Source organism: Streptomyces sp. NBC_00887, assembly GCF_045207585.1.
On the sequence record NZ_CP108788.1, the window covers coordinates 5,786,910 to 5,804,092 of the forward strand.

The 17,183-nt window shown below is 69.2% G+C and carries 15 protein-coding genes and 1 tRNA gene; 10 read left to right on the top strand and 6 right to left on the bottom strand.

Annotation, left to right across the window (positions count from 1 at the left end):
* Positions 1-76: 76 nt before the first annotated feature.
* The 8 genes from OG844_RS26475 (at position 77) to OG844_RS26510 (ending at position 9,038) form a co-directional block, all read left to right on the top strand.
* Positions 77-826, top strand: coding sequence for a YcnI family protein (locus OG844_RS26475; RefSeq protein ID WP_406393596.1), 750 nt, complete (start codon positions 77-79; stop codon positions 824-826).
* A 43-nt stretch (positions 827-869) separates the two neighbouring features.
* Positions 870-1,526 carry an SCO family protein gene (locus OG844_RS26480; protein WP_406393597.1) on the top strand — a complete coding sequence of 219 codons (657 nt, stop codon included), beginning with the start codon at positions 870-872 and terminating at the stop codon, positions 1,524-1,526.
* A complete protein-coding gene (locus tag OG844_RS26485; protein ID WP_406393599.1) occupies positions 1,523-1,966 on the top strand; it encodes a copper chaperone PCu(A)C in 444 nt (147 codons plus the stop codon). Before OG844_RS26480 ends, OG844_RS26485 begins: the two co-directional genes overlap by 4 nt.
* 14 nt (positions 1,967-1,980) lie before the next feature.
* On the top strand, positions 1,981-3,921 hold the full coding sequence (locus tag OG844_RS26490; protein ID WP_406393601.1) for a copper resistance CopC/CopD family protein: 1,941 nt from the start codon (positions 1,981-1,983) through the stop codon (positions 3,919-3,921).
* A gap of 5 nt (positions 3,922-3,926) precedes the next feature.
* On the top strand, positions 3,927-5,258 hold the full coding sequence (gene efeB, locus OG844_RS26495) for an iron uptake transporter deferrochelatase/peroxidase subunit (RefSeq protein ID WP_406393603.1): 1,332 nt from the start codon (positions 3,927-3,929) through the stop codon (positions 5,256-5,258).
* Positions 5,259-5,299: 41 nt separating this feature from the next.
* Positions 5,300-6,235 carry a prephenate dehydratase gene (pheA, locus tag OG844_RS26500; RefSeq protein ID WP_406393605.1) on the top strand — a complete coding sequence of 312 codons (936 nt, stop codon included), beginning with the start codon at positions 5,300-5,302 and terminating at the stop codon, positions 6,233-6,235.
* Positions 6,236-6,948: 713 nt separating this feature from the next.
* On the top strand, positions 6,949-8,226 hold the full coding sequence (gene serS / locus OG844_RS26505) for a serine--tRNA ligase (protein ID WP_406393606.1): 1,278 nt from the start codon (positions 6,949-6,951) through the stop codon (positions 8,224-8,226).
* Positions 8,223-9,038 carry an HAD family hydrolase gene (locus OG844_RS26510; RefSeq protein WP_406393607.1) on the top strand — a complete coding sequence of 272 codons (816 nt, stop codon included), beginning with the start codon at positions 8,223-8,225 and terminating at the stop codon, positions 9,036-9,038. The genes serS and OG844_RS26510 overlap by 4 nt, the downstream gene beginning before the upstream one ends.
* A gap of 57 nt (positions 9,039-9,095) precedes the next feature.
* Here the strand turns inward: OG844_RS26510 and OG844_RS26515 are convergent.
* From OG844_RS26515 to OG844_RS26540, 6 genes are all read right to left on the bottom strand, one after another.
* Positions 9,096-9,185 (bottom strand) — tRNA-Ser (locus OG844_RS26515).
* Positions 9,186-9,459: 274 nt separating this feature from the next.
* Entirely contained in the window at positions 9,460-10,152 is a 693-nt protein-coding gene (locus OG844_RS26520) for a hypothetical protein (protein WP_406393609.1), read from the bottom strand.
* Between the two features lie 294 nt (positions 10,153-10,446).
* Positions 10,447-11,166 (bottom strand): ABC transporter permease, encoded by a 720-nt coding sequence (locus tag OG844_RS26525; RefSeq protein ID WP_406393611.1) that lies wholly within the window; start codon positions 11,164-11,166, stop codon positions 10,447-10,449.
* Between the two features lie 30 nt (positions 11,167-11,196).
* The gene (locus OG844_RS26530; protein ID WP_329208994.1) at positions 11,197-12,108 is read right to left on the bottom strand and encodes an ABC transporter ATP-binding protein; all 912 of its coding nucleotides are present in this window, start codon (positions 12,106-12,108) and stop codon (positions 11,197-11,199) included.
* Positions 12,105-13,013, bottom strand: coding sequence for an ABC transporter permease (locus OG844_RS26535; protein ID WP_406393613.1), 909 nt, complete (start codon positions 13,011-13,013; stop codon positions 12,105-12,107). Before OG844_RS26535 ends, OG844_RS26530 begins: the two co-directional genes overlap by 4 nt.
* Positions 13,003-14,013 carry an ABC transporter ATP-binding protein gene (locus tag OG844_RS26540; protein WP_406396267.1) on the bottom strand — a complete coding sequence of 337 codons (1,011 nt, stop codon included), beginning with the start codon at positions 14,011-14,013 and terminating at the stop codon, positions 13,003-13,005. The genes OG844_RS26535 and OG844_RS26540 overlap by 11 nt, the downstream gene beginning before the upstream one ends.
* Positions 14,014-14,355: 342 nt before the next feature.
* Between OG844_RS26540 and OG844_RS26545 the strand changes: the two genes are divergently transcribed.
* Both OG844_RS26545 and OG844_RS26550 read left to right on the top strand, forming a co-directional pair.
* The gene (locus OG844_RS26545) at positions 14,356-16,128 is read left to right on the top strand and encodes an SDR family oxidoreductase (RefSeq protein WP_406393614.1); all 1,773 of its coding nucleotides are present in this window, start codon (positions 14,356-14,358) and stop codon (positions 16,126-16,128) included.
* The gene (locus tag OG844_RS26550; RefSeq protein ID WP_406393616.1) at positions 16,125-17,159 is read left to right on the top strand and encodes a MerR family transcriptional regulator; all 1,035 of its coding nucleotides are present in this window, start codon (positions 16,125-16,127) and stop codon (positions 17,157-17,159) included. The genes OG844_RS26545 and OG844_RS26550 overlap by 4 nt, the downstream gene beginning before the upstream one ends.
* Positions 17,160-17,183 lie beyond the last annotated feature (24 nt).

The window sequence follows — 17,183 nt, forward strand, 5'->3', positions numbered from 1 at the left end:
GAGAGCTGTCGCGATGCCGTCGCGCACCCGCGTGCCGGACCACCTTTTCCCTTGTGCCTGTGGAGTGATCTCTGCCATGAACGTTTCACGCATCGCCGTCGCGGGCGGCGTCGCCGCGTCCACCGTCCTGCTGCTCGCCGGTACCGCCTCCGCGCACGTCAGCGTGCAGCCGCAGGGCGAAGCCGCCAAGGGCGGCTACGCCACCATCAACTTCAAGGTCCCCAACGAGCGCGCCAACGCCTCCACCACCAAGCTCGAGGTGAACTTCCCGGCCGACCACCCGCTGGCCTCCGTCAGCGCGCAGGCCCTGCCCGGCTGGAAGATCGAGATCACCAAGAGCAAGCTGGCCAAGCCGCTCGACGTACATGGCAAGAAGATCAACGAGGCCGTCTCCAAGGTCACCTGGACCGCCGACGGCACCGGGATCGCGCCCGGCTACTTCCAGCAGTTCCCGCTCTCGGTCGGACAGCTCCCCGAGGACGCCGACCAGCTGGTCTTCAAGGCCCTGCAGACGTACAGCAACAAGGAAGTCGTCCGCTGGATCGAGGAGCCCACCGCGGGTGGCGACGAGCCCGAGAGCCCGGCGCCCGTCCTCAAGCTGACCGCTGCCTCGGCCGACGCCCACGGTGCCGCCGCGGACGACAAGAGCAGCGACGCGGGCGCCGCGAAGTCCAAGGACACCACCGCGTCATCGAAGACCGCGTCCTCGTCCTCGACCTCCTCGTCCTCCGACAGCACCGCACGCGTTCTGGGCATCGCCGGCATCGTCATCGGCATCGCGGGCGTGGCGTTCGGCGTGCTCGCGGGCCGTCGCCGTAGCGCCTGACCCACCGGCCCCACCCGCACCACAGACCAGGAAACAGCTCTCCATGCGCAACAAGAAGACAGTGCCGGCCGCGGCGTTCGCCGCCGTGGCCGCACTGACCCTCTCGGCCTGCGGCAGTGGCGACGCGTCGGCGGACAAGTCCGTCGCCGACGTCTCCGTCGAGTCCGAGACGAAGGCTGCGACGGTGCTCGACCAGCCGTTCACCAAGCCCGACCTCGTCCTCACCGACACGCGCGGCAAGTCGTACGACCTCCGTGAGCAGACCAAGGGCAAGCCGACACTCATCTACTTCGGCTACACCAACTGCCCCGACGTATGCCCGCTGACCATGAGCAACATCGCACTCGCCAAGCGGGCCCTGCCCGAGGCCGACCGGGACAAGCTCCAGGTCGTCTTCGTCACCACGGATCCCGAACGGGACACCCCGGCGTCCCTGGGCAGCTGGCTCAGGGCCCAGGACCCCGCCTTCACCGGTCTCACCGGCGACTTCCCGACCATCCAGGCGGGAGCACGGCAGATCGGCATCGGCATCGACCCGCCGAAGAAGGAGAAGGACGGCACCGTCGTGTCGATGCACGGTGCCCAGGTCATCGCGTTCTCCCCGAAGACCGACAAGGGGTACGTGCTGTACGGCGAGGACACCACGGCCGACGACTACACCGAGGACCTCCCCGAGATCATCAGGGGGGAGAAGCCGTGACCCGCCGCACGGCTCTGGCCGGTGCCCTCGCCCTCACCACGGGGCTCGCACTGACGGGGTGCTCCTCGGAGAGCAAGCCAGAACTCGAGGTGACCGGTGCCTTCATGCCGCAGCCCGTCGGCGACATGGCGGCCGGCTTCCTCATCGTGAAGAACAACGGCGGTACCGACCGGCTCACCTCGGTGAGCAGCTCCCTCTCGGACCACGTCACCATCCACGAGACGAAGAAGCGGGCCATGCGGATGGCCTCCTCGTTCGAGGTTCCCGCCGGTGGCGAGCTCGACCTCGAACGCGGTGGCAGCCACATCATGTTCACGGACCTCAAGCAGCGGCCGAAGCAGGGCGAAACGGTCTCCCTGGAACTGCACTTCGAGACGGCCGACCCCATCACGGTCGACGTTCCCGTGAAGGAGACCACCTACAACCCGAAGAAGCAGTGAGGTACTGACACCCCATGACAGCCACCGCCCCGCCCTTCGGGCTCTCCCCGATACGACGGCCGCTCGCCGCGGTCGCGCTCCTCGCCGCGCTGATCAGCCTGCTGTTCGGCCTGGCGCTGGCAGGCGCGAGTCCCGCGTCCGCGCACGCCGCCCTCACCGGGAGCAACCCGCAGGACGGGTCGGTGGTCGCCACCGCCCCCAAGGAGGTCACGCTCACCTTCTCCGAGCAGATCGCCATGGGTGAGGGCTCGATCCGGGTCCTCGACCCGAGCGGGAAGCGGGTCGACACCGGAAGCCCCCGCGAGCTGCGGAACGGAACCGTGCAGTACGGCATCAACCTCCACGGCGGCCTGCCCGACGGCACCTACACCGTGGCCTGGCAAGCCGTCTCCGCGGACAGCCACCCGGTCTCCGGTGCCTTCACCTTCTCCGTCGGCGCCCCGTCGCAGACCACGGTCGCCCTGCCCTCCGACGAAGCCGGTGGCGGCCTCGTCGGGACGCTCTACGGAATCGCGCGCTACGCCGCCTACGCCGGATTCATCCTCCTCGCCGGCGGCTCCGCCTTCGTGCTCGCCTGCTGGCAGCGCGGGGCGGGCGCCCGGCCGCTGCAGCGTCTCGTCGTACGCGGCTGGGTCACACTCACCGCGGCCACCCTCGCCATGCTGCTCCTGCGCAGCCCCTACACCGGCTCCGGGAAGCTGGCGGACGCCTTCGACCTCGACGGTCTGCAGTCCGTGCTCGACACCAAACCGGGGGCGGCGCTCGTCTCCCGGCTGCTCCTCCTCGGCGCCTCCGCGCTCTTCATCGCGGTCCTGTTCGGGGCGTACGCCAAGCGCGAGGACGAGAAGGAGAAGCAGGACCTCACCTTCGGACTCGTCATCGGCGGAGCGGTCATCGCGGCCGGGATCGCAGGGACGTGGGCCCTGGCCGAACACGCCTCGACCGGCATCCAGCCAGGCATCGCCATGCCGGTCGACGTCCTGCACCTCCTCGCCGTCGCCGCCTGGCTCGGCGGGCTCGCCGCGCTGCTGGTCGCCCTGTACAGGACACCGGACATCACGAGCCGCGCGGTGCGGCGGTTCTCCCGCATGGCCTTCGGCAGCGTGCTCGTACTCACCGTGACCGGGCTGTACCAGTCCTGGCGGCAGCTGGGTTCGTGGTCCGCGCTGACCGACACCCGGTACGGGCAGCTGCTGCTCATCAAGGTGGCCCTGGTTGCCGTTCTCGTCGGCGTCGCGTGGATCTCACGGCGGTGGACCGGGCGGCTGGCCGGGGACGAGGCGCGGGCCGGAGACGAGGAGCCCGCGGCCGAGGCGGGGAGTTCCGTAGCCGACGGCGAGGCGGAACGTCCCGCGGCCGGGGGCACCGGAGAGGTGGACCCCGAGCGCGCCGTCCAACTCACCAGGCAGCGCGCCGCTCTGACTGCGACGAAGGAGAAGCGCGCCCGGGACGCCGATCCGGACCGATCCGGACTGCGCCGCTCGGTCATGGTGGAGACGGGCATCGCCGTGGTGCTGCTCGCGGTCACGACGATCCTGACATCCACCGAGCCCGGACGCACCGAGGAGGAGGCCGCCCGCAGCAGATCGGCGGTGGCCGCGCCTCTGACCGGCGGGCAGGTCAACCTGAGCCTGCCGTTCGACACGGGCGGCCGGAACGGCAAGGGGACCGTACGGCTGGACGTCACCCCCGGCGGGACCGGCGCCAACAACGTGCACATCTGGGTCGACGGGCCGGGCGACCGCCCGATGGATGTCCCCGAGGTGAAGCTCGCCTTCACTCTGGAGTCCAAGGACATCGGCCCTCTGCCGGTCGTCCCCGACCGCCTCACCACAGGACACTGGACGGCCGGCGGTGTGCAGATCCCGATGGCGGGCGACTGGAAGGTCACGGTGACCGTGCGCACGTCGGACATCGACCAGACGACCGTCGACAAGAACGTGAAGATCGGCTGAGCAGAGTGAGCAGGAACAAGAGCAAGAAGGGCGAACCCGGCGGTATCACCGATGGCGTCGGCATCTCCCGTCGGCGACTGATCGGCAGCGCCGGAGCAGCCGGGGCCACCGGCCTGGTGCTGGGCACGGCCGGAGGCGCCGGCGGATATGCGGCGACGAGCGACGACGAACCGGCCCCGCTGACCGCCCTCGGTTCGACCGAGGCGATGTTTCACGGGAAACATCAACCGGGGATCACCACTCCGCTTCAGTCCCGCGGACATCTGATCGCCTTCGATCTGGCGCCCGGCACGGGCCGCAAGGAAGCCGCCGCCCTGATGCGCCGGTGGTCGGCCGTGGCGCAGCTGCTGATGGCCGGCAAGCCGGCCGGGGGCGGCACCGGCCACGACACGGGGGTCGCCCTGGACGCCGGACCGTCCTCTCTTACGGTCACCTTCGGATTCGGCCGCACCTTCTTCGAACGCACGGACCTGATCGCCCGCCGGCCCGCCGCACTGGACCCCCTGCCGCCGTTCTCCTCCGACCACCTCGACGCCAAGCGGTCCAACGGTGACCTCTGGGTGCAGATCGGCGCCGATGACGCGCTCGTCGCCTTCCACGCGCTGCGCGCCCTTCAGAAGGAGGCCGGCACCACGGCCCGGGTGCGCTGGCAGATGAACGGCTTCAACCGCACTCCGGGAGCAACCGCCCGGCCGATGACCGCCCGAAACCTGATGGGCCAGATCGACGGGACAGGCAACCCGAAGCCGGAGGAGAGCGACTACGACCGGCGGATCTTCGTCCCGTCGGCAGACGCCCCGGGCACCTCGGGCACATCGGACGGCTCGTCTTCCTCCGCGTCTGCCCACGAATGGATGGCGGACGGCTCCTACGCGGTCGTACGGCGGATCAGAATGCTCCTGGATGACTGGGAAAAGCTCACGGTCGACCGGCAGGAACGGGTCATCGGGCGGCGCAAGGCGGACGGCGCACCTCTGAGCGGCGGCTCGGAGACCACCGAGATGGACCTGGAGAAGGCAGGCCGGGACGGCAGGCTGCTGATTCCCGCCAACGCCCACGCCCGGATCTCCTCCCCCGAGAAGAACGGCGGCGCCGCGATGCTGCGACGCCCGTTCTCGTACCACGACGGCATCTCCGCGGACGGCACTCCGGACGCCGGGCTGCTCTTCGTCTGCTGGCAGGCCGATCCGTTCAGGGGCTTCGTTCCGGTACAGCGCAAACTCGACCGCGGGGACGCGCTCTCACCGTTCATCCGGCACGAGGCCAGCGGCGTCTTCGCCGTTCCGGGCGGTACCGCGCCCGGCGAGTACGTGGGGCAGCGTCTGCTGGAAGGGTGAGTTCGCTCGGACCCTCCCGTACGGCCCATTAGGGTGACCGTATGTCAGCCACGCGCTACGCCTATCTCGGCCCCGAAGGCACCTTCACCGAGGTCGCCCTCCGTACCCTTCCGGAATCCGCCACCCGTGAGCTCGCCCCCATGCTCTCCGTACCGGCGGCACTGGACGCGGTACGCAACGGGGAAGCGGCGGCGGCACTCGTCCCCATCGAGAACTCCGTCGAGGGCGGGATCACCGCGACGCTGGACGAGCTGACCAGCGGCGCACCGCTGATGATCTACCGCGAGGTGCTGCTCTCCATCACCTTCGCGCTGCTGGTGCGCCCCGGGACCAAGCTGTCGGACATCAAGACCGTCACCGCTCACCCGGCCGCGCAGCCGCAGGTGCGCAACTGGATGGCGGCCCATCTGCCGAACGCGGTGTGGGAGTCCGCCGCCTCGAACGCGGACGGTGCCCGACTGGTCCAGGAGGGGCGTTACGACGCCGCCTTCGCCGGTGAGTTCGCCGCGTCGACCTACGGGCTGGAGCCACTGGTCACGGAGATCCACGACGCGGAGAACGCGCAGACGCGCTTCGTCCTGGTGGGCCGGCCCGCCAGGCCGTCGGCACCGACCGGTGCGGACAAGACGTCGGTCGTCATCTGGCTCGGCGACGACCACCCGGGCGCCCTGCTCGAACTGCTCCAGGAGTTCGCCGTGCGAGGCGTCAACCTCATGCTGATCCAGTCACGGCCGACGGGGGAGGGCATCGGGAACTACTGCTTCGCCGTGGACGCGGAAGGCCACATCGCGGACCGCCGGGTCGGGGAGGCCCTGATGGGGCTGAAGCGGATCTGCCCGAAGGTGCGGTTCCTGGGTTCGTATCCACGAGCCGGAGTGACGCCCGAGGACGTGCGCGCCCTGCGGCCCGGGACGTCCGACAGGGACTTCACCGAGGCTTCGGACTGGCTCGCACGCAGCCAGGACGGCCGGGCCTGACCGACCAAGGACGGCCATGCCCGACCAGCGAGGACAGGGCAGGAGCCGCAGGGCGGGAACAGGGGGCGGGGATGGACCCGCCGCACGTGGCCGACCGGTCCGATTTCGGATCTCATGCCCGGCGCAAAGTTATCCACAGGCATCTCGGCAACCTGGGGACAAGTCGACAGTGCAACACGACATGGTCGACAAATCACCCCAGTGAGCCCGGATCCCCCGCAGGCCCCCAGCCCCGCACCTGTCGGCCCAATTCCATTGATCAACTCCCCAGAGCAATCAATTCCCACCCGAATGAGTGCGCGAACCAGGTTTCGGAAGGAATCCATCCACCCTCATGCGGCATTCGGAACGATCTCTTCCGATGTCCACAGATCTTCTTCACAGCCTGTGGATAACTAAATGAGCCCGCGCACACCTGTGGACAAGACCCGGACCCACACCCCGTCAACTCCCGCCCGAAGCACCGCCGATGCGCCGGGACACGAAGGCACTTGCTCCACTTTCGGAGCAATCCGGCCCCTTTGTTGGCGACATTGGCGACATCGACGACATTGACGACCGCCCCTCGTGGCCCGCTCCGCGTTTCCCCGTCGAATGCCCGCCACAGTCCCGATGATTCTCCGCCAGGATTACCAATCCAGGCAATTCGGTCAAACTGACACACTCGTCGATATCGGTCGAGCTGCGGATCCCCACACCGGTAGCCTTGGGGGGTGATTGACCTTCGCCTGCTCCGTGAGGACCCCGACCGTGTTCGCGCCTCCCAGCGCGCCCGTGGAGAGGACGTCGCCCTCGTCGACGCCCTGCTCTCCGCCGACGAGCTGCGCAGGTCGTCCGGCGTCCGCTTCGACGAACTCCGTTCCGAGCAGAAGTCGCTCGGGAAGCTGATCCCCAAGGCAACACCCGAGGAGCGCACCGAACTCCTCAAGAAGGCCGATCAGCTGAAGGCCGAAGTCAGGGCGGCCGACGCCGCGCAGGACGAGGCCGACGCCGAGGCCAAGCGGCTGCTGCTCCTGCTCGGCAACATCGTCCACGAGGACGTGCCGGTGGGCGGCGAAGAGGACTTCGTCGTCCTGGAGACGCACGGCACGATCCGTGACTTCGGTGCGGAGGGCTTCGAGCCCAAGGACCACCTGGAGCTCGGCGAGTCGCTCGGGGCCATCGACATGGAGCGCGGCGCCAAGGTCTCGGGCTCGCGCTTCTACTACCTGACCGGGGTCGGCGCCCTGCTCGAACTCGCCCTGGTCAACGCGGCGATCGCACAGGCGACCGCGGCCGGCTTCATCCCGATGCTGACCCCCGCGCTGGTCCGGCCGCGCGCGATGGAGGGCACCGGCTTCCTCGGCCAGGCCGCGGAGAACGTGTACCACCTGGAGAAGGACGACTACTACCTGGTCGGCACCTCCGAGGTCCCTCTCGCGGCGTACCACATGGACGAGATCATCGACGCCGACAAGCTGCCCCTGCGGTACGCGGGCTTCTCGCCCTGCTTCCGCCGTGAGGCCGGTACGTACGGCAAGGACACCCGGGGCATCTTCCGCGTCCACCAGTTCGACAAGGTCGAGATGTTCTCGTACGTCGACCCCGAGGACGCCGAAGCCGAGCACCGCAGGCTCCTGGACTGGGAGAAGCAGTGGCTCACCGGCCTCGAGCTGCCCTTCCAGGTGATCGACGTCGCCACCGGCGACCTGGGTGCTTCGGCCTCCCGGAAGTTCGACTGCGAGGCCTGGATCCCGACCCAGGGCAAGTACCGGGAGCTGACCTCCGCGTCGAACTGCAACGGCTTCCAGGCCCGGCGCCTCTCCGTCCGCATGCGCGACGGAAAGAAGGTCCAGCCGCTGGCCACTCTGAACGGCACGCTCTGCGCCGTACCGCGCACGATCGTGGCCATCCTGGAGAACCACCAGCTGGCCGACGGTTCCGTACGGGTCCCGGAGGTGCTCCGTCCGTATCTGGGCGGGCGCGAGGTTCTGGAGCCGGTCTCCAAGTGAGCTTCCCCTACAAGCTCGTCGCCACCGATCTCGACGGCACGCTGCTGCGTGACGACGACACGGTCTCCGAGCGCACACGCGAGGCGCTGGCCGCGGCTACCGCGGCCGGCGCGGCGCACATCATCGTCACCGGACGCGCGGTCCCCTGGACCCGGCACATCCTGGACGACCTGGGCTACGAAGGCCTCGCGGTGTGCGGCCAGGGCGCGCAGGTCTACCACGCGGGCGAGCACAAGCTGCTGACCTCCCTGACCCTGGACCGGCAGCTCGCGGGTCTCGCCCTGTCGAAGATCGAGGCGGAGGTCGGCCCGCTCGCGCTGGCGGCGAGCCGTGACGGCCTCGACGGCGAGGTGCTGGTCGGGCCCGGCTACCGGGTGCAGGAAGGGCCGCTCCCCGCCCTGTTCGTGGACGACGCCGCCGAGATGTGGACCGCCCCCCTGAACAAGGTCTACATCCAGCACCCGGAGCTCAGTGACGACGCCCTGGCCAAGGCCGCGCGCAGCGCCGTCGGCAGCCTGGTGGACGTCGTCATGGCGGGCCCGGGTGTCGTGGAGATCCTTCCTCTCGGCCTCAGCAAGGCGACCGGGCTCTCGCTGGCCGCCCGCCGGCTGGGGCTGAAGGCCGCGGACACGCTGGCCTTCGGTGACATGCCGAACGACATCCCCATGTTCGGCTGGGCACAGCACGGTGTGGCCATGGCCAACGCGCACGACGACCTCAAGGCAGTGGCGCACGAGATCACGGCGTCGAACGAGCACGACGGCATCGCGGTGGTGCTCGAGGAGCTGCTCAGGACGGCCACGCGCGTGTAGGGGTTCCTGCGGCGGGGGTTCCTGCGGCGGGTCCGGTTCTGCTGCTGCTGCTCATGGTGGCGGAGGATGCGCGGATCGAACGCGCGCGGGGGCACGCCCCCGACGACGGCTTAGCAAGCCGCTGCCTTACCACTCGGCCAATCCTCCGGGAGGGTGGCCGCGCGATGCGCAGGGAAAGCCACCCCGGGGGCCCTGCCCAGCGGTTCACGCGCAGCTGATGCGTCAGCTACTGCGGTACCGGCTGCGGACCACCCCGCTGGGAACTCGACGGACTCGGACTCTCGGTCATCGCCGCGCTCCTCTCCCGGTCTTCATGGGCGCCCTGTTCGCGTGCGCCGTCCCCCTCACTGTGCCCGAGGGCGGCCGCCGGGGGCCACTCCTTTTCTCCGGCCCCCGGCGGCCGGCCTCCCCGGGCCGGATGTCAGCTGTGCCTGCTGCGGCTCAGGTCCTTGAGGTGCCGGGCGAAGTCGTCCATGCGGGCGTCCAGCCGGACGATGTCCTGGGAGACGTCGGTGAGCCGGAGGCTGATGGCCCCGACGACCTGGTGGGTGACGTCCAGCTTCCGGTCGAGGACATCGAGCCGGTGCGACATCCTGCTCAGTACAGGACCGAGCTCCTGAAGCGCGCTGCCGACGCCGACGAGGCAGCCCTCGACACGGGTGACCCGCTGGTCGAGCGAGGCGATGGACGCCCGGAGATCCTCCTCGGCGTCGAGCAGATAGGTCCGGACGCAGCGGGCGATGTCGCTGTCGCGAAGAAGCATGGCGACGTTGAGCACGGTCCTGCGGGTGTACAACGTGAGCTGCGTAGCCGCCTGTGGATAACTTCCACTCCCCTCGCCGCCCCATAGGGACACCATGTCCCTATGGAAGATGCGCAGCTCAGAACCCCGGAGGAGCCTGAGTCCGTTCTCCTCCACCTCAGCGCGATGGCGTTGCGTCACCTTCTTGATGACTTCTGTGGATACTTCGAAGTAACGAGCCACGTCATCTGTGCGGACGTGAATCCCGTCAGGGAGCATGACAAGGCTCTTGACCTTGTCGAGGGCGTCGACGCGCCCCATCCGCTCCACACGCAAGGCGTGCGATTCGAGCAGGGCTACTTCCGTGGGCATGGGCATGCCTTTCGTGCGCGGAAACGGCGAGGGACGGCCCTGTCCCCGGGCTGCGAGGGCGGAGGACGCTCACGGTTGCCACTCACTCGATGACCGGTACAGCGGGACACAGCCCCACCCGTGCCGGCATTCCCCTGATTCACGAAAGCTCGACGCCACAGATCCCAGTTGCCTCCACGCATCCAGGTCAACGAGCCGATAACCGTACAGTTACGCGTTCCACTGCCCGCTCACAGCACAACCCCCGCCCATCGGACGGGGGTTGCATGGCATACCAGGCGGGTGGAAGCGGTCTCACTCCTCGCCGGCGAGCTTCAGCGCCCGCAGCTTCTGCCCCGCGTACCACGTGGCCGCGATCGTGACGCCCGCCAGCAGCACCGTGGCGAGCGGCAGGCCGACGTCCGAGGTCACCAGGCCGTCGCCGGCGACCTTCTCGGCGACCGAGAGGGACCACTGCTGCACGCTGAGCGTCCTGGCCCCCGGTACCAGGCTGCCGAAGAGGGCTTCCCAGACCAGCGCGTAGACCAGACCGAAGACCACCGCGTGCCTGCTGACCGTGCCGAGCAGCAGGAACAGCGCGCTGTAGGCGATCGAGGCGACCAGCGCCGCGATCGTGTACGCCACGGCGATCTGCCCGCCGTTGCCGTTGAGGATCATGCCCGCGATGAAGGTCGGCAGCGCGGAGAAGAGCATCGTCACCGCGATGGCGACGATCAGCTTGGTGAAGATGATCGTGGGCCGCTTCACCGGCTTGGCCAGCAGATAGACGATCGAACCGTCGTCGATCTCCGGTCCGATGGCTCCGGTCCCGGCGATGACGCCGATCAGCGGCACCATCGTGGCGATGGCGAAACCACCGAGCACACCGGAGGCGACGTCGTCATCGGCCCCGGCGAACGCCCGTACCGCCACGGCGATGGCCACGAGCAGAACGGGCAGGATGAACAGGATGGCGGCCCGGCGCCGGCCGAGCAGGGCCCGGTAGGTGAGCCGGGCGACTGTGGGGTCGTACATGACGCTTCACAGCTCCTTTCAGGCCACTACTCAGGCCGCTACGAGATAGGAAAAGACCGATTCGAGGGACTCGTCGGACGGCGAAACGGTCAGCAGCCGGATGCCCTGTTCACGTGCCACCTTCGGCAGCAGCGTGGTGAAGCGCCCGAAGTCGACGGCCTGGATACGCAGGGCCTGCTCGCTCAGGTCGATCTCGATCCCCGCAGTCGACGGGTCGGCGATGAGCGCGGCAGCCAGTGCCCGGTCGTCGCTGGACCGCACGAGATAGCGGTGCGGCCGGTCCGTCATCAACCGGCGGATCTTGCGGAAGTCACCGGACGCGGCATGCCGCCCCGCCACGATGACCTCGATGTGCGAGGCGAGCTGCTCGACCTCCTCGAGGATGTGGGACGAGAAGAGAACCGTGCGCCCCTCCGCCCCCATCCGCCGCAGCAGCTCCATCAGTTGCATGCGTTGGCGCGGGTCCATGCCGTTGAACGGCTCGTCGAGGAGCAGCACCGAGGGCTCGTGGACCAGGGCGGACGCCATCTTCACGCGCTGGCGCATGCCCTTGCTGTACGTCGAGATCTTGCGGTCCTGCGCGTACTCCATCTCGACCGTGGCCAGCGCCTTGCGCGCCTCCGCGTCGCCGAGCCCGTGCAGCTCCGCGTTGGCGACGACGAACTCCCGGCCGGTCAGGAAGTCGTACATGCCTTCCCGCTCCGGCACGATCCCGATCGCCTTGTAGACCGCCTCGTTGCGCCAGATGGTCTTGCCGTCGAGCGTGACCTTGCCCGTCGACGGAGCGAGGAATCCCGCCATCATGTTGATCAGCGTGGACTTTCCGGCACCGTTGGGGCCCAACAGCCCGGTGACACCGGGCCCCACGGTCATGCTCACGTCGTTGACAGCGACCACGTTCCCGAACCAGCGCGACGTGTGGTCGATCTCGATGGTGGTCACAGCCCGACCCTCCGGTAGCGGCGCATCAGTACGGCGTACGAGCCGGCGACGAGCGCGAGTACAACGATCAGATAGGCCACCCCGGCACCGGCACCCGGGCCCACTCCGCCGGGGAAGTTGGTGGTGGCACCGAGGTACGCGGTCTGCACCCCGTCGATCAGCGTGATCGGGGAGAAGAGACCGAGCCAGGTGATGGCTCCCATGGAGTCCGTCGACCAGGCGATCGCCTGGACCGTGGAGACCGCACCGTAGGTGATGGTCAGAACGGCGATCACAGCGGCGACACCGAACCCGCGGCGCGGCGTCAGGGCGGCGACCACCAGTCCGATCCCGGCGAACAGCACGGACAGCAGCGCCACCGAGACCAGCCCCTGCCCGAACCCCGCGGTCTGGTCGGCGAAGTCGAACTTCGCGAGCAGCGCGCCCGCATAAAGAATGACGAGCGGCAGGCCGGTGAGGATGAGGAGGGCCGAAGCCATGGCCGCGAACTTGGCGACCACGTAGTCGACGCGCTCGATGGGCCGCGAGAAGTACAGCGGAACGCTCTTGAAACGAAGGTCCCTCGACACGGACTGCGGCGCCTGCGAGGCGATGAAGAGCCCGATCACCGCCTGCAGGTAGATCGCGAACGCCGTGTACTTGATGGGAAGTTTCGTCATGTTCGGCGTGGCGATCGCGACCGCGACGATGATCAGCGCCACCAGGCACATCACCCCGCACAGCAGCATCGGCAGCACCTTGGACTTCGCGGAGCGACCCAGCCCGAACGAGCCTCGCAGGGACTGGGAGTAGAGCGAACGGCGGGCGTAGGCCCGGCCCAGGCGGACCCCGTCGTAGGAGCGGTACCCGATGTTGTGGATCCGGGAGGTGTCGCTCCCGGTCACGGTCCCGGTCTCAGTGCTCATCGCGACCGCTCCCCTTCTGCTGTACGGCCCCGGCTGTCGCGGTCATGGCCTGCGGTGCCTCTTCGGTGCGGAAGACCTCGGCGATGTGGTGCCGCCGCTGTTCCATCCGGATGAGACCGAGTCCGAGTCCGGCGACGCTGTCGCGGACCAGGTCGTACGTCTCCTCGCCCGTCGCCTCGACCAGGAGGATGTGGCCCGCGCCGGGCAGCCCCTCCGAGTCGAGACCGTCCAGGCCGATGAGCTTGACCCCGGCTCCGGTGAGGCTCCGGCGCAGGGCGTCGGTGCCGTCCGGGTGGTCGTCGCTGTCGGTGACTTCGACCGCCAGGGTCGTCGTGATCTGGGTGAAGTCGCTGGTGGAGCTCGAACGCAGCAGAGCACCGCCGTCGATGACGACGACGTGGTCGCAGGTGCGCTCGAGTTCGCCCAGGAGGTGCGAGGTGACCAGCACCGAGATACCGAAGTCGGTGTGGACACGACGGATCAGACCGAGCATCTCGTCGCGGCCGACCGGGTCCAGACCGTTGGTCGGCTCGTCGAGGAGGACCAGCTGGGGGTCGTGGACCAGAGCCTGTGCCAGCTTCACCCGCTGCTTCATACCGGTCGAGTAGCCGCCGATGGGGCGGTAGCGCTCCTCGTACAGACCGACGTGGCGCAGCGTGTCGGCGGTGCGCTCGCGCGCTGCCGTCGGCGGCAGTCCGGACATCCGCGCCATGTGTACGACGAACTCGGTCGCCGATACGTCAGGGGGCAGGCAGTCGTGCTCGGGCATGTACCCGACCCGTTCCCGGATCGCGGCGCCACTGGTGGCGACGTCGAGCCCGAGCACCGCGGCCCGGCCCTCGGTGGCGGGGGACAGACCCAGCAGGATCTTGATCAATGTGGACTTGCCGGCTCCGTTGGCGCCCACCAGGCCGGTTACGCCCGGCCCGATGTCCAAGGAGAGCCGGTCAAGAGCGGTCACCCGGGGGAACCGCTTGCTCAGGCTTTCGGTCGCGATCACAGTCACGTCTTCGAAGGTAGTGGCGCGCACCACAGGAGTCGTCAGACCTGACGGTGGTATCCGCGTCCGACTCCAGGCGTACGGACCCGTAGGGGGGACCCCACGAGGGAGGAGCCGGGAGCCGCACACCGGCACAAGCCCGGACACACGGCCCCGTCGCCGTGCTCGTGCCGCCCTCACACCGTGCCCGTCCGTACGGCGTCCGCGTCCGCACCGGGTTGTCCACATCCCGTTGTCCACAGGCTCGGCGCACCCCCTTGACGCAGCCGCCGGGGATTGTCACATTCATCGGTGTCACGTTACGGGCACGTACCGCGACACCGCACAGACCAAGGGGGCTGCGTGAATCTGCAAGGCGCGCGCGAGCGCTGGGTTCGTACGGGCGGAGTCGAGCTGTGCGTCGCCGAGTTGGGCGACCCGACGCTGCCGACCATCGTCCTGGTGCACGGCTATCCGGACAGCAAGGAGGTCTGGTCGCAGGTCGCGCTGCGGCTGGCCGGGCACTGGCATGTCGTGCTGTACGACGTGCGGGGACATGGCCGGTCGACGGCGCCCAGACCCCTGCGCGGCGGCTTCACGCTGGAGAAGCTGACGGATGACTTCCTGGCCGTCGTGGACGCCGTGAGCCCGGACCGGCCGGTGCACGTGGTCGGCCACGACTGGGGTTCGGTCCAGGCCTGGGAGTTCGCCACGGTCGAGCGGACCAAGGGCCGGATCGCCTCGTTCACCTCGATGTCGGGCCCGTCCCTGGACCACTTCGGGCACTGGATCAAGCAGCGGGTGTCCCGCCCCACGCCACGCCGCCTCGGTCAGCTGCTCGGCCAGGGCGCCAAGTCCTGGTACGTGTACGCCCTGCACACGCCCGTCCTGCCCGAGCTCGCCTGGCGCGGGACGCTCGGCAAGCAGTGGCCGCGCATTCTTCGGCGGATGGAGAAGGTGCCCGCGGACGGCTATCCGACGTCCTCGCTTCCGAGGGACGCGTCACACGGGGCCTGGCTCTACCGCGACAACGTCCGGGCCCGCCTGCGCAGACCTCGCGCCGACGCGGTCGCCCATGTGCCCGTCCAGCTGATCACCCCGACCGGTGACATCTTCCTCTCGGCGACGCTCTACGACGAACTCGGCTCCTGGGCACCCCGATTGGTGCGTCGGTCCCTTCCTGCCAAGCACTGGGTGCCGCGTACGAGGCCGGATCAGCTGGCCGCCTGGATCAGCGACTTCGTCACCGCAGGCGAAGCGGCAGGCAAGGGTGGCGCGCCGGTGCCGGAGACCGTGGCGACCGGGGCACACGCGGACCGGTTCAGCGGGCGGTTGGTCCTGGTGACGGGCGCGGCCGGTGGCATCGGCCGCGCCACCGCTCTGGCGTTCGCGGCAGCGGGCGCGCGCGTGGTGGTCGTGGACCGCGACCCGGAGGGGGCAGCCCGGGCGGCACAGGAGGCCCTGCGGTCCGGTGCGCGGGACGCCTGGAGCGAGGTGGTGGACGTCGGCGACGAGCAGGCGATGGAGAAGCTCGCCGAGAAGGTCGCGGCGGAGTACGGAGTCGTCGACGTCCTGGTGAACAACGCCGGGATCGGACTGTCCGGTTCCTTCCTGGAGACCACGAGCCAGGACTGGCGGAACGTCCTCGACGTCAATCTGTGGGGTGTCATCCACGGCTGCCGGATCTTCGGCACGCAGATGGCCGCCCGCGGCCAGGGCGGCCATATCGTCAACATCGCCTCGGCAGCCGCCTACCAGCCGTCGAGGGCACTGCCCGCGTACAGCACCTCGAAGGCCGCCGTGCTGATGCTCAGCGAATGCCTCCGTGCGGAGCTGGCCGAGCAGTCGATCGGGGTCAGTGCGATATGCCCGGGCATCGTCAACACCGGCATCACCGGGACGGCTCGCTTCGCCGGGACGGATGCGGCTGAGGAGAGCCGCCTCCGGAAGCGCACGAGCCGCCTGTACGCGCTCCGCAACTACCCCCCGGAGAAGGTCGCCGACGCGATTCTCGGGGCCGTGGTGCACAACCGGGCCGTCGTGCCGGTGACGCCCGAGGCCCGCGGTTCCCGGCTGCTTTCGCGGATCAGCCCCGGAGTGCTGCGTGGGATCGCCCGGCTGAAGCCACCGCTGTGAGCGGGCCCCGACCGTCCGGAGCGCAGGGCCGGAACGCTCCGGCGAACCCGGCCGAAAGGGGCCCGGTAGTCCCGGAGTACCGGATCGAGGACCTGGCGCAGGCAAGTGGTGCGACCGTCCGTACGATCCGCGCCTACCAGGACCGCGGCCTGCTGCCTGCACCGGAGCGGCGCGGGCGGGCCAATGTGTACGGGGAGATACATCTGACCCGCCTCAGGCAGATCGCCGGCCTGCTGGACCGTGGCTACACCCTGACCAGCATCAGGGAGCTGCTGGACGCCTGGGACACGGGGCGCGGGCTCGGCGGAGTGCTCGGTCTGGTCGCCGAGGTGCAGGGCCCGTGGTCGGACGAGGAGGCCGGCCGGATCACGCGGGCGGAGCTGGAGGCGAGGTTCGGCGGGACGCCGGGCAGCGCGTCGGTCGAGGGTGCGGTGGCGGACGGGTTCGCCGAAGCGGTGGCGGACGCGGTTGCTCTCGGCGTACTCGAGCCCGCTCCGGAAAGCGTCGACGAGTTCCTGGTTCCGAGTCCTCAAGAGCTGTCCGTGGCAGTGGAGTTGCACGCTGCCGGGGTGCCTCTGTCCGCAATCTCCGGGCACCTGGGGGAACTCCGGCAGCAGGTCGAGCACATCGCGTCCCGTTTCCTGGAGTTCACCGCCGAACACGTCTTCGCCCGCTACGCGGGCCATCGAAGGCGAACCGACACGGACGCGGCGGAGGCTGCCTCGATGGTGCGCCGCCTGCGCCCGCTCGCCCGGCAGGTGGTGGATGCAGAACTGGCCCGCGCCATGGGCCGGTTGGCAGTACGCCATCTACAGAATCACCTCACCGCACCCGATGTCCCTGCGGAGAGCCCGGGATCGCGACCGGTGCTCATTCCGGCTTCGACAATGCAGGCGGTCCAAGACCTTGTTGGCCCGCAGGGCATCGCCGCCTTCGTAGCGGCGGCGGCTGAACGAGAGGTCCACGCCAGGGCATTGGATGCATTGACCTCATCTCATGTCAGAACAGGAGAGATTGGACAAAAGCCCTAATTGCCACGCTACTTGTCCACAGAA